Origin of the sequence: Marinobacter mobilis (assembly GCF_900106945.1) — a bacterium.
Classification (GTDB): Bacteria; Pseudomonadota; Gammaproteobacteria; order Pseudomonadales; family Oleiphilaceae; genus Marinobacter; species Marinobacter mobilis.
In genome coordinates this window covers 148,581-161,721 of record NZ_FNNE01000001.1, presented here as the reverse complement: position 1 = coordinate 161,721, position 13,141 = coordinate 148,581, and the positions used below count along the sequence as shown (strand labels likewise).

At 59.3% G+C, this 13,141-nt stretch carries 11 protein-coding genes; 6 read left to right on the top strand and 5 right to left on the bottom strand.

From position 1 onward, the window contains the following. Positions 1-58: 58 nt before the first annotated feature. Positions 59-700 carry a cAMP-activated global transcriptional regulator CRP gene (gene crp / locus BLV11_RS00720; protein ID WP_091811031.1) on the bottom strand — a complete coding sequence of 214 codons (642 nt, stop codon included), beginning with the start codon at positions 698-700 and terminating at the stop codon, positions 59-61. Positions 701-1,004: 304 nt separating this feature from the next. On the opposite strand from crp, the gene BLV11_RS00715 reads away from it, so the two are divergent. The 4 genes from BLV11_RS00715 to BLV11_RS00700 all read left to right on the top strand — a co-directional run bounded on the left by BLV11_RS00715 (position 1,005) and on the right by BLV11_RS00700 (position 4,147). Then, positions 1,005-1,427, top strand: a complete 423-nt coding sequence (locus BLV11_RS00715) for an OsmC family protein (protein ID WP_091811030.1) — start codon at positions 1,005-1,007, stop codon at positions 1,425-1,427. A gap of 279 nt (positions 1,428-1,706) precedes the next feature. Beyond that, positions 1,707-2,498 (top strand): adenosylmethionine decarboxylase, encoded by a 792-nt coding sequence (gene speD / locus BLV11_RS00710; RefSeq protein WP_091811029.1) that lies wholly within the window; start codon positions 1,707-1,709, stop codon positions 2,496-2,498. A gap of 145 nt (positions 2,499-2,643) precedes the next feature. Further along, the gene (locus tag BLV11_RS00705) at positions 2,644-3,246 is read left to right on the top strand and encodes an FMN-dependent NADH-azoreductase (RefSeq protein WP_091811028.1); all 603 of its coding nucleotides are present in this window, start codon (positions 2,644-2,646) and stop codon (positions 3,244-3,246) included. A 55-nt stretch (positions 3,247-3,301) separates the two neighbouring features. After that, positions 3,302-4,147, top strand: coding sequence for a pirin family protein (locus BLV11_RS00700; RefSeq protein WP_091811027.1), 846 nt, complete (start codon positions 3,302-3,304; stop codon positions 4,145-4,147). Here the strand turns inward: BLV11_RS00700 and BLV11_RS00695 are convergent. Next, positions 4,120-5,091, bottom strand: coding sequence for a GlxA family transcriptional regulator (locus BLV11_RS00695; RefSeq protein WP_091811026.1), 972 nt, complete (start codon positions 5,089-5,091; stop codon positions 4,120-4,122). The two genes, BLV11_RS00700 and BLV11_RS00695, sit on opposite strands and share 28 nt — an antisense overlap. A 134-nt stretch (positions 5,092-5,225) precedes the next feature. On the opposite strand from BLV11_RS00695, the gene BLV11_RS00690 reads away from it, so the two are divergent. After that, positions 5,226-5,828 (top strand): cysteine hydrolase family protein, encoded by a 603-nt coding sequence (locus BLV11_RS00690; protein ID WP_091811025.1) that lies wholly within the window; start codon positions 5,226-5,228, stop codon positions 5,826-5,828. A gap of 114 nt (positions 5,829-5,942) precedes the next feature. Here the strand turns inward: BLV11_RS00690 and BLV11_RS00685 are convergent, their stop codons facing one another. Both BLV11_RS00685 and BLV11_RS00680 read right to left on the bottom strand, forming a co-directional pair. After that, entirely contained in the window at positions 5,943-6,809 is an 867-nt protein-coding gene (locus BLV11_RS00685) for a phosphoribulokinase (protein WP_091811024.1), read from the bottom strand. Between the two features lie 18 nt (positions 6,810-6,827). Next, complete coding sequence (locus BLV11_RS00680; protein ID WP_091811023.1) at positions 6,828-10,604, bottom strand: DUF1631 family protein; 3,777 nt, start codon at positions 10,602-10,604, stop codon at positions 6,828-6,830. 164 nt (positions 10,605-10,768) lie between these two features. On the opposite strand from BLV11_RS00680, the gene BLV11_RS00675 reads away from it, so the two are divergent. Further along, entirely contained in the window at positions 10,769-11,857 is a 1,089-nt protein-coding gene (locus tag BLV11_RS00675; RefSeq protein WP_091811022.1) for an aminopeptidase, read from the top strand. Here BLV11_RS00675 and argA read toward each other — a convergent pair. Continuing rightward, a complete protein-coding gene (argA, locus tag BLV11_RS00670; RefSeq protein ID WP_091811349.1) occupies positions 11,828-13,138 on the bottom strand; it encodes an amino-acid N-acetyltransferase in 1,311 nt (436 codons plus the stop codon). The genes BLV11_RS00675 and argA overlap by 30 nt on opposite strands. Positions 13,139-13,141 lie beyond the last annotated feature (3 nt).

Here is a 13,141-nt window from a genome sequence, read left to right as displayed (position 1 = left end):
GATTACCATCAGGTCACCCAACGTCCGGCAAGCCAATCATCAGGATCTCACGGCGTGGTCAGCGGGTACCGTAAACCACCATGGTTTTGCCTTTGACCTGAACCAGTCCCTGATCTTCGAGGGTTTTCAATACCCGGCCAACCATCTCACGGGAACAGCCCACAATGCGGCCGATTTCCTGGCGGGTAATCTTGATTTGCATACCGTCCGGATGGGTCATGGCATCCGGCTCCTTGCACAGATCCAGCAGAGTCCGGGCAACCCGACCGGTAACATCCAGAAACGCGAGGTCTCCCACCTTACGGGTGGTCTGGCGCAGACGGGTCGCCATCTGTTCCCCGATGAAGTACAGCACCCGCGGATCCTGCTGGGCGATCTCACGGAATTTGGTGTAGCTGATTTCAGCAACCTCGCACTCGCTCTTGGCCTTGACCCAGGCGCTGCGCGAATCCATGTTGTCGAACAGTCCCATCTCTCCGAAAAAATCTCCGGCATTGAGATAGGCCATAATCATTTCACGACCGTCATCATCTTCGATAATGACCGTCACCGACCCCTTTACGATATAAAACAGTGAATCACTCTTGTCGCCGGCGTAGATGATCGTGCTCTTGGCTGGATAGCGCCTGCGATGGCACTGTGACAGGAAATAATCCAGGTGTTTTGTTTTCTGCTCAACCGGCTTGACGATAGTGGCCATAGTTTGAGTCGCGCCTCCTTAATACTGGCTAGTCCTGGTGTTGTAGTTTCTGCCCTGCTTTCCATGCGGGTTTGCGGTTGTGAGCGTGTCCGGTCCTGGCACGGCCGGATCTTTATTATGCACCCCACGGTGCTGTCCAGATTAAGCACCTTAGCGACGAACTTATAACAAGATGGCCTCTTTTCGGCAACATGAACAGGTATAAAACGTGTGTCCTGCCCCCTCAGCCAGTGCCGGTCACGATCAGGTTGTGGTAGCATCCGCGCTTCCATTCAGCGCGCCAATGTAAGCGGAGAGCGACACCATGAAAGCAACCATCGACTGGTCCGGCAACGCCAGCTTCAAGGCCACCAGCGGAAGTGGTCACTCGGTTCAGATGGATGGCCCGCCGGATCATGGTGGCAACAACCTTGGCCCCCGCCCCATGGAGATGCTGCTGATGGGTCTGGGCGGCTGCTCCTCGTTCGACGTCATGAGCATTCTGCAGAAAAGCCGTCAGGACGTGACCGACTGCCGCGCAGAACTCGAGGCGGAACGCGCCGATGCCGTGCCCTCGGTCTTTACCCGCATCCACCTGCACTTCATTGTCACTGGCAACAACCTGAAAGAGAACCTGGTCAAACGGGCCGTGAGTCTGTCGGCCGAAAAGTACTGTTCGGCCTCCATCATGCTGGAAAAAGCCGGGGTCGAAATCAGCCACAGTTACGAAATTCACGAACCCGCCTGACGCCTTCACCCATAAGGCATCAGAGCCGTCTGCAACGCCACTGAAGGCGGCTCTGGACCCACCGCTCGAAAGCAGGTTTTGGAGCTGGCTCCTGCGGCGTCCAAAATGTTGTCCGCAAACCCTATCCAAGGACATGTCCGGTGTGCATAATACGCACCCTTCTCCGCCGGATCTGCACAAAAGGTAATCAACTCGGTCAGTGTTCGGTGGCGGCCTTGTGTGAGGTGCAATAACGCACCATCATTGTCTTTTATCTCCAAACTGTTGGGGGGGCTGAATATGGAAACCAAACTGCAGTTGCATGGTTTCAACAACCTGACCAAGTCTCTGAGCTTCAATATCTACGATATCTGCTATGCGCAAACCGAAGAGCAGCGCGAAGCCTATATCGACTACATTGACGAAATGTACAACGCTGAACGACTGACCCAGATCCTTTCGGATGTGGTCAAGATCATCGGCGCCAACATCCTCAATATTGCCCGTCAGGACTATGAGCCCCACGGTGCGTCTGTGACCATGCTGATAGCCGAGCATGAAGTGACCGGCCCCGAAGCCAATAACGAAGAATCCCCGGGTCCGCTTCCGGACACGATTGTCGCGCACCTGGACAAGAGCCACGTGACCGTACACACCTATCCGGAAAGCCACCCTCACGAGGGCATCAGCACCTTCCGCGCTGACATCGACGTGTCGACCTGCGGACTGATCTCGCCGTTGAAAGTGCTCAACTATCTGATCCACAGCTTCGACTCCGACGTCGTCACCGTGGATTATCGGGTACGGGGCTTTACCCGTGATGTCGATGGCACCAAGCACTACATCGATCACGACATCAATTCGATCCAGAACTATCTGACCGAAGATACCCAGAACGCCTATCAGATGATCGACGTCAATGTGTACCAGGAGAACCTGTTCCACACCAAGATGATGCTGAAGGACTTCAACCTCGATAACTACGTGTTCGGTGTTAACGCCAGTGATCTGGACCCCGAGCAGGCCCAGTCCATCGAGGAACGGCTGAAGCAGGAAATGCTGGAGATCTTCTACTCCCGCAACATGGCCTGAATACAATCAAGCGGCGGAGCAGCCCGCTCCGCCACTTGATCAGTTTTATTGAACAACCCTGCCAAATCTCTCCGATTTCTTCCCTCTGCTGATTCCCGTCTAATAGCTCCATAGCCTGAAACAAACGCACAGGAGCCAAGCAGCCATGAAAAACATCCTCGTCATCACTGCCAGTATTTTCGGTCAAAATGGTCAATCGTCCCAACTGGTCAGCAAGACCCTCGAAAAACTGACCCGCCAGCATCCGGACGCACAGGTTCACATTCGCGACCTCGCAAAGAACCCGGTGCCACACCTGGACGCTGAACGCTTCGGTGCGTTTCTTGCCACACCAGCGGATGCCACCGCCGCACAGTCCGACGTACAGGCATTTTCCGATGAGCTGATTGCCGAGCTGAAGCAGGCCGATGCGGTGTTGCTGGGCGTGCCCATGTATAACTTCGGTGTGCCGTCGGTGCTGAAGGCTTACTTCGACCACATTGCCCGTGCCGGTATCACGTTCCGCTACACCGAGAACGGCCCGGAAGGCCTGTTGGAAGACAAGCCGGTGTATGTTCTGGCAGCCCGTGGCGGCATCTACGCCGGTACACCGAACGACAGTCAGACGCCTTTCCTGAGATCGTTCCTGGGCTTCCTCGGTCTGACCAGTGTGGAGTTTATCTATGCTGAAGGTCTGAACATGGGTGACGACCACAAGAGCCAGTCCCTGGACAAAGCCGATTCGGTGATTGACGCACTGACCGCCTGAGCGGGCCATCGGGTTCATCGGCACACCGTCCACGGCAACACCAAGGAGACCTGAGATGACGAACCGAACCATCCGACAGATCATTCCGGCCATCGAGACCTCCGACGGTGCCGGAGTGCGCATCAAACGCTCCCTCGGACAGAGCCAGGCGGTGCGGATGGATCCGTTCCTCATGCTCGACGAATTTGGATCGGATCAGGCGGCCGACTACATCGCCGGCTTTCCGGCCCATCCACACCGGGGCTTCGAAACCGTGACCTACATGATCGAGGGGCACATGCTCCACGAAGATCATCTCGGCAATCGCGGCAACCTGCAGAATGGGGGCGTACAGTGGATGACCGCCGGGCGCGGCATCATCCACTCGGAGATGCCCCAGCAGGACGAAGGCCTGATGCGCGGCTTCCAGTTGTGGCTGAATCTTCCGGCTGCCGAGAAGATGAAAACGGCGGGCTATCGGGATATCCAGCCCGAAGACATTCCCCGGGTCAATGTTGCCGACAGTGTGGTCAAGCTGATCGCCGGAAGCCTGGAGCTGGGCGGACACCAGTATCACGGGGCCGTCACCGGGGGCAGCACCGAGCCGCTGTACCTGGACATCCAGCTGGCCGCCGGCAGCGAGCTGACGCTACCGCTGGCGGACGGACGCAATGCCCTGGTCTACCTTTATGAAGGCGAGGCGGCAGTTGCCGGTAGCGACCTGCGTATCAGCGCCGCCAGCGTACTTGGTGACGGCGATCATCTTTCCCTGCAGGGTGGACCTGAGGGCGCCCGCCTGTTGGTGATCGCCGGCAAACCCATCGGCGAGCCCATCGTGCAGTACGGCCCGTTTGTGATGACCAGCCGGGAAGAAATCGAACAGGCGCTACAGGATTACCGGGATGGCCGGCTGACGGCCTGAACCGGGCGTACAAACCGCTTTTTGAACTCTTTGGGGGTCTGTCCGGTGATCTTGATAAAGGTTTTGCGGAAGGCGCTGAGATCCTCATAGCCAACGTCTTCGGCAACCCGTTCAAACGGCAGCACACTGGTTTCAATCAACTCACAGGCCTTCTGGATTCTCAACCGCTGGAGGTATTGGGTCGGTTTGAGCCCGGTGGCACTGACAAACCGTCGCAGGAAAGTCCGCTCAGTCAGGTGTGCCTGATCCGCCAGCTCACGCACCATGACAGGCTTCCTGAATTCCCGCTGCAACCGATGCTGGACCCGGACAATGGCTTCATCACCGTGATCCAGCTTGGGGGTAAAGCTCTGGTAGTAGCTCTGCTCCCTTGGCCCGGTATCAACGATCAGAAACTTGCCTAGCTGACGCATGATCTGTGAGTTGGTGAACTGGGCAACCAGCTCCAGACCAAGGTCAATCCAGCTCATCAGCCCACCGGCGGTGATGATGTCGGTATCGTTGATCAACAGCTTGTTGCTGTCGACCTCCACCTGGGGATAGCGGCTGGAAAAGTCCTCCGCCAGCCCCCAATGGGTGGTCACCCGGCGATGATCCAGCAAGCCGGTCTCCGCCAGCACAAAGGCCCCCGCACAGACCGAACCGACGATTGCACCGTTCTGGTGCTGCTCCTTCAGCCACTCAATCAGCAGGGCCTCTGGCGCCAGATAATACTCACCCTCCAGACAAGGCGGCAGGATCACGACGTGCAGCGGATCAAGCTGTCCGTCCACCCGTTCAACAAGCTGCTGACGACTGAAGATCTGGGTTTTAAAGACCGCATCCATGCCGTGCTGCACACAGATTTTGTTGGCCAGATAGAACTGCTCGGCCAGCCCCTGCACGGCCGACAACAGCGCTCCGGGATAATGAACAATCGCGATATGGACCGCCGCCTTTGTCACTTTCGACCTCAATTATGCCAGTTTTGCCTGCAGTATAGAGGCCGACTTCGCCGAATAATAGAGCCCACCTAACCAATGAAGCGAACCGCCCGGCACCGTCCGGACCTATTGCAGACTACCAGCGAGGAATGAACATGACCGCACCAACCACGATCCGTGACCTTGTCGGCCTTGGCAACACCGCCACGCCCATCAGCAACTCAGCCCTGATCATCATTGATGCCCAGAACACCTACCGGGAGGGGGTCATGCAACTGGAAGGCGTTGAACCTGCCCTTGCCGAGTGCAGGAAGTTGCTCGACCGGTTCCGCGCCGCCGGGCGTCCGGTGTTCCACATACAGCACGATGCCGGTGCCGGCTCGCCCTACGACCTCAATGCAGCGGTTGGCCAGATTGCCGACGTGGTTGCACCGCTGGCGAATGAACCGGTGATCACCAAGCACTTCCCCAATTCCTTTGTGCACACAGATCTCGACGAGCGCCTGAAGCAGGCCGGTGTGGAAAACCTGATCCTGACCGGGTTTATGTCCCACATGTGCGTGAACTCCACCGCCCGCGGCGCCTTCTCGTTAGGCTACAACCCTACGGTCGTTGCCTCCGCCACCGCCACCCGCGCACTGCCATCGAAAGTGACCGGCAATGCCGTGCCCGCAGCCCAGATCCACGAAGCCGCACTGGCTGCGTTGTCTGATCTGCCCTCGGCAGTGGTAGCAAACGTGGCAGATGTTCCGGATTGAGGCCGACCGAAGACGATCGCTGGCGGCGACCCGACACGAACGGTCACCGCCAGCGCTCCGGAACTTAACGTTCAGGGTGGCATCGGCTCTTATCCCCGGGGCTTTAAGGGAGACTCAGGCAAAGGGTTTCTGGGCGATCAGTCGCAGCACCATCGGCCGCAGAATCAGGTCCATCGCCAGGGACAGCTTGGGGCCGGGAATCACCAATGTGTCGCGGCGAGAGACGGAGCTCCCGGCGATCATCTGCAGCAGATAGGGAAAGTCGACCTCGCCGGGATCACGGAATCGGATCACCACCATACTTTCATCTTCGGTGGGTACATCCCGCGCCACGAAGGGGTTGGAGGTGTCCACCAGCGGAATGCGCTGGAAGTTGACGTGGGTGTGGGAAAATTGCGGCACGATGTCGTGCACGTAATCGTCCATACGGTTGATGATGGTTTTCACCACCGCGTCCTGGGAATAACCACGCTGGAAGGTATCGCGGTGAATTTTCTGGATCCACTCCAGATTGACGATGGGCACCACACCGATCAGCAGATCGACGTACTGGGCCGTGTTGTACACATCGCTGACCACGCCGCCGTGCAGGCCTTCGTAAAACAGCAGATCGGTCTGCGCCGGCAGCTGCTCCCAGGGTGTAAAGGTACCAGGTTTGTGCCCTGCCTGAATCAGCGCCAGATCTTCATCATGGACGTAATGACGACACTGTCCGTTACCGGTATGGCTATAGTCGTAGAACAGCGCCTCGAGCTTGTCGATGTGATTGGCGGCCAGGGCAAAGTGGTTGCGTTCACCGAACTGCCCTTTGGCCGCCAGCCGCGCCATCTGTTCCCGGGTATAGCGGTGAAAGCTGTCGCCACTGACCATCGCCGCTGTCAGCCCTTCGCTGGCAAACAGCCGACTGAATACGTGGCCGGTGGAAGTGGTACCGGCACCAGAGGAACCGGTAACCGCAATGATCGGATGACGTTTTGACATAGTAAGCGGCTTTTTGCCTCAGTTGACGCTGTCGAGCAGGCGAGGTTTCTCAACCACATAACCCTGAGCGTAATCCACACCCAGTTGCCGCAGGATATCGAGCACGTCCCGGGTTTCGACATGGGACGCGATGACTTCACGATCCATGTAGTGGGCCAGTTCCACAATGGAGGCCACCATGGCGCGGTCAGCCTGGTTACTGGCAATCTGCGCGGTAAAGGACCCGTCCAGCTTGATCACGTCCACCGGCAGCCGCCGCATGAACTGGTACGAGGTCGCCCCCGCACCGTAGTTGCCAAGACAGAAACGACAGCCCAGTTCTTTCATTTCGCCGATGAACTCCACCACGCTTTCAATATCATTGATAGACGCTGCCTCGGTAATTTCGAACCACAGCCGTTCAATCGGCGCCTCTTTCTCGCTCAGCTTGTCATAGACAAACTCCAACAACGATTCATCATTGAGCGAATGACCGGACAGGTTGATACACACCCCTCCGAGCTTCTCCGCCCGGCGCTCAGATTCCCGCAACCAGTCAAGCAGATGGCCAACCACCCAGCGATCCACGACCTGCATCCGGTTGTAGCGTTCAGCCGCTCGAACCAGGTCACTGCCGGTGATCAGGTTGCCCTGGTCATCGTACATGCTGATCAGGATCTCATGATGGCTGGACATGAGTGTGTTGGCGTGGAGGGGAATGATTTTCTGGCAACGCAGCAGCATGCGCTCCTCATCCAGATCGCCCAGACTCGCCAGCTTGGCCGCGATCAGCTCCTGACGGCTCTGATCGCCAGCCTCAGCCGTGTAGCTGGACACCCGGCCATTGCCGCTCTGCTTGGCCTTCTTGCAGGCTTCATCCGCCGCCCGTAACCAGCGTTCGGGGGTGGTCAGCATCGGCAAGGCCGGCGCCAGACCCGCATTCGCAGACAGATGATAGACCCGCTCGCCATGCTCGATCGCCAGTTCTTCAATAGCACGGATAATGCCGGCACTGTCGGCCTCGGCCGTTTCCGTCGGCAACAGGAAGCCAAATTCATTACCTGCCAGCCGGGCCAGCGGCATGCCATCCCCGACCCGTTCCTCGAGCAGGCGAGCCACCTGTCTGAGGGTGTCATCCCCGGTCTGATAGCCGGCGGTATCATTGAGCAGCCGAAACTGACGGAGATCCAGTATCACCAGAGTCCGCTCGTCTTCGTGGCGGGCCAGCTGCTGCTCCAGCATCCGCTCGAATTCCCGCCGCCCCAGCAGGCCGGTCAGTTCATCATGGGTGGAGGCCCAGGACAGCTGGTCATAGACCTTACGCACCATCCGGTCGATGCTTTCATCCACCAGCGGCCGGTCGTACTGGCTATCCGGCACAATGCGCCCCTGCTTCATCCGTTTCGCCAGATCGGCAAGTTCCAGCTCCACCACCCGCATACCCTGGTGGTTGACGAAAACAAACCGACTGAAACCTCGGGCAACCCATACCAACCGAATGTATTGGACCGCCTCCGGGTTTTCCTGGTCACGCAGCCAGTCGCCGGTTCGCAACTGCTGAGCCCGATTGATCCAGCGTTGCAGGCTGCGCTGCTCCCGCTCGGAAAGTTCGGACGTCATCGACCCTTCGTCCGATTGGGCGGGCACCTCGACGAGCTCAAGATTTTCCACCCCCGGTGTCCGCACCAGGAACTGTTTAAGTTGCTCCCGAATCTGCGAAGGTGGCATGTGGTTGCTGGAAATCGAAGCCAGCCCGTCCTGGATCACCCGGAGCAGCTCCGGCAGGTTAATCGCGCTGTGTGGATCTTCGCCAAATGCCACCAGGGAATCGATCACTGACAGATAGTCCTGCCATAGCTGACTGTCTTCGCCCTGGCGTATCCAGGTCAGTGACAGCAGATCACGCCAGCCACCGTTAAGCAGACTGAGTACAACCTTCGGCACCTGACGCCCGGCCAGGCGCTGGTCCAGCGCCTGGGCTACCGCAGTCTTGGAGTCAGCAACCTTCTGGCCACCTTCAGCCGCCGCCGTAACCCGCTCGACATTTCGGCGGTAGACCAGGTTCTGGCGCTCAATCAGGCCATCAAGCTCCTGCACCGCGTGCTCGAAAATCCCGGTGTCCTGCTCGAATTCATTGACGATCCGCTGCACCAGATCCGACACCCGACGCTGGGTCACCGGATTGATCCGCCCGCCCTTCACGCTCAGTTGTGCCAGACGGTCAATTACCCCACGCACCGGACTCCCGGCATCTTCAAAGAACGATGGATCACGCATCACCACCTTGAGCACAGGGACTTCCAGCTGGCGCAGGTGCTGCTGGGCAGACTGGCTCAGACGGGGGCTTTCCACCACGCTGCCGAAGAACCGGTCCACCACATCCAGCACCTCCTGCTGCTCATGGTCGAGACGGGTGTCACCGGAATCGCGAACATGTCCGATCACCCGTTCCCGCAGTGACCGCTCCGATGCTCCGGCCACTGGCTCAGCTCCCTGCAATTGCTGCAGTTGACGCTGGAATTCTCCTGCCGACAACGGACGGGCATTGGGAGGAAACCTCACCGGCTCCACGTCGCCATGGGCCAGGCGACTCGCGCTGAGGGTGGATAACAGGTTTCGTACGGTGGCGAAGGCCGACTGTGCCGCCTGGGTGTGAGCCTGAAAACCACGATTGCCGTCCGTGCGCGGGTCGGCGATTGCTGGCCGGGTCACAGTTTCGCCGGGCCCTGAGGCTGCCTGAGCCTGAGCCGAATGGGCTTCTTGCCTGGCCGGAACAGACGGCTCCGGCTTGGCTTTTGCTGACGCGGACTCCGCACGGGCACCGCCCCGTTCACTCAGGTATTTGCTCAGATCCAGATCCGGCAACACCCCATGCCGGATCAGAATACGGTTGAGATCTTCGTAGAGCGCCGTCAGGTTATTGAGCACCGTTGCCTCGAAGGCCTTAAGGCAGACCTTTTCCACCGACCGACTGGCTTTCATCAGCGCCAGTCCACTGTGGAAGGCTTCACAGACCAGCGCCGGCCCCAACGGATTCTGGTGGCCGGTGTCATTACACACCCCCAGCCGGTCGAGTCGCAGCTTCAGCTGGAGCAATTCACCCCGGTACAGGGTATCGGCCTTGGTCACCATCACCCGCAAGGTCAGCCAGTCCTCAAACTCACCCTTGTCCACCAGTGACAGTTCCGCCCCAGGTGGTCCCTGGGGGTTGGGTTTCATGGGGGATTGCAGCGACTGCTGCATGTGATGCCAGATGATCTTCCTGCGCGCCGCCAGAACTCCCGTCGCATCCATGTAGTCATGGGCCTGCTGGTCGTTCGGAGCCTGTTGCGCGGCCGCTTCAAGAGCGGACAACATACGGATAAAACAGGCATCCATCAGCGGCTCGATGAACTGCACCACACTTCGTGCGCACTGATGGAGAATAAACTGGATACGCTCATTGGGCGGTTTAAGCTGGGAACGCTCCAGCGCCTGCCCCCCCCCATACTGTTGCAGCATCGCAGCCAGGGCTTCCGGACTGGAATGGGCGTAGGCCACCCCGATCGCTCCAGCGATACGGCGAACCACACTCACGGTGACTTCGTGACGGGAACGCCCATCGCTTCCGCGGAATCGAATGGTGATGATATTGTTGGCGGAGGAGCCCAGCGCCTGATGCAACTTGCGCTCAGTGTCGCCGGAATAGCGAACAAACATGCCTTCGGCACAGAAGTCAGAGATCTGACAGGGCAAACTGATGCCGTCTTGCAGCACCAGCTGGGCGGCAAGCTTGATGGCTTTACGGGGACTGGAGCGTCGTTCCTTCGATACCATGGATTACCTGAAATCTGGCGATGCCGACAACGTTTCCGGGCGCATGGAGAAAAGCCTGGCATCCCTGTCATGCCTCGGCTTCCTGCTGCCACTCCGGGTGGCGATGGCTGTAGTATAGCCATTACCACGACATGATTAAAAAACCTTTGGAATCTTCACCCCCTATGGCGATCCGTCCCCCCCTTACCAACCTTTGCAAAAGCGGGCTGTTAGTACTGGCGATCACGGCCCTGAGCGGGTGCACATCCCTACGCTACTACAGCCAGGCGATCAGCGGACAGGCCGCCCTGATGTGGTCGGCGCAACCGGTCGAATCCGTCCTGGAGGATCCAGCCACGCCAGAGGCCCTGCGCGATAAACTCAAGACCGCAGGCACCGCACTCAAGTTCGCCGAAGAACACCTGGCACTGCCTGTGGGGCGGGCCTATTCCGAATACGTGGCCTTCGAACGGCCCTACGTGGTGGTCAACCTGGTCGCCGTTCCGGAATTCTCACTGGCGCCCCATCAATGGTGCTACCCCATTGTCGGCTGCCAGTCCTACCGCGGCTACTTCAATCTTGAGGACGCCCAACGCGAACAGGCCGAATTCATCGCCGAGGATTACGACACCTTTATCGGCGGCGTGACCGCCTACTCCACCCTCGGCTGGTTCGATGACCCCCTGCACCCGGGCTTTACCCGCTTGCCCGACGACCGCATGGTCGCGCTTCTGTTCCATGAACTCAGCCACCGGGTGGTGTACATGGAGGGGGACACGGCCTTCAATGAAAGCTTTGCCACAGCCGTCGAGCTGGAAGGCTTGCGACTGTGGCTGGAGCAACATTACCAGCCCCAGCGCTTCCAGCAGGCGCTGGTACGACTGCACCAGCGCGGCCAGACCCTGGCTCTGGTTGCCGAGGCCAGCAGCCGTCTGGACGCTCTCTACGACCAGCGCAATGAGATCAGTCTGGAGCAACTGAGGGCCGACAAGACCTACATCATGAACCAGCTCCGTGACGACTACCTCGCACTGTCTGCTGACTGGGCGCTGGCAGGCCCGTTCGGGCGCGAGCCACCGCCGTTCAACAATGCCCACCTGGCGCTGTTCCGCCAGTACAATCAGTATGTACCTGCATTCCGCCAGCTGCTCCGGGAGCACGATTTCCGCTTTGCGGAGTTTTACCAGGCGGTTGAAGCACTGGCGAAACAGGCCAACGAAGCACGCCAGCAACAACTCCGCGCGTTAGCACAACGGTTTGACGAACACCTTTGAGTTTCGCTGAGCGTTATAGGCCGCCAGCTTTGGCCCTGGCAACGCCTGTACGGTAGACGGCTGAAAGCCGCGCTCACGGAACCAGTGCTCGGTCTGGGTGGTGAGAACAAACAGGCGCTGGATGCCCTGACTGCGGGCCAGGCGCTCGATCATCGCCAGCAGCTCATCACCCCGTCCGGCTCGCCGGTAGTTGGCATCAACGGCAAAACAGGAGAGCTCTCCAGCCTGCTCATCGGGGTAGTCATACAGTGCCGCACAGCCAACCACGGTTCCGTCCCGTTCGGCCACCACGAAGCGCTCGATTTCCGTCTCCAGCATTTCCCGGGAACGACGCACCAGCACACCGGCCTCTTCCAGCGGGCGGATCAGCTCGACAATACCGCCAATGTCCTCGACCCCTGCCGGACGAATCTGCTCATAGGTGTCGCCACTGACCAGGGTGCCAGAACCGTCCCGGGTGAACAGCTCTTCCAGCAAGGCGCCATCGGCGGCATAGCTGATGATATGGGCACGCTGTACCCCTTTGACACAGGCCTCGCAGGCCGCCCGCAGCAGGTCGGCATCATCGCCGCTGGCCCGGGCTGCGGCCAGCCGGTCTGAGGCCTGGCCGGCAGACAGCTCGCGGATCAAAGCGCCGTTCTCATCCAGCACCCCCTGATGGCGGGTGAAAATGATCAGCTTTTCTGCCTGCAGGGCCGCAGCCACCTGGCTGCCGACATCCTCGTAGGACAGGTTGAACACGTCGCCGGTCGGCGAATAACCCTGGGGCGGCACCAGCACGATATGCCCGAGTTCCAGCAAACTCTCGATACCAGCCACGTCGATACGACGGACCCGGCCGGTATGACCGTAATCCACCCCGTCGAGCACCCCGACCGGCTTGGCAGTGACAAAATTGCCACTGCTGACCCGGATCCGGGCGTTGTGCATCGGCGAGTTGACCAGCCCCAGGGAGAGCTGGCTTTCAAGATAGGTCCGCAAGCCGCCAATGGCCTGCAACACCTGCGGCAAGTGCGCTTCCGGAGTGACCCGCAGCCCTCGATGGAACGACGAAGCCAGCCCCGCCTCATCCAGCCGCTGCTGGATCTGGGCACGGGCACCGAAGGTAATCACCAGGCGCACGCCCAGACTGCTGAGCAGGGTCAGGTCGTGAATGATGTTGATCAGATTGTCATGGGCCAGGGCATCACCACCGATGGACAACACCACCGTGCGCCCCCGATGGGCGTTGATGTACGGGGAAGAGTGACGGAACCCATGCAGCCAGTCGTTAGATTTCAAGAA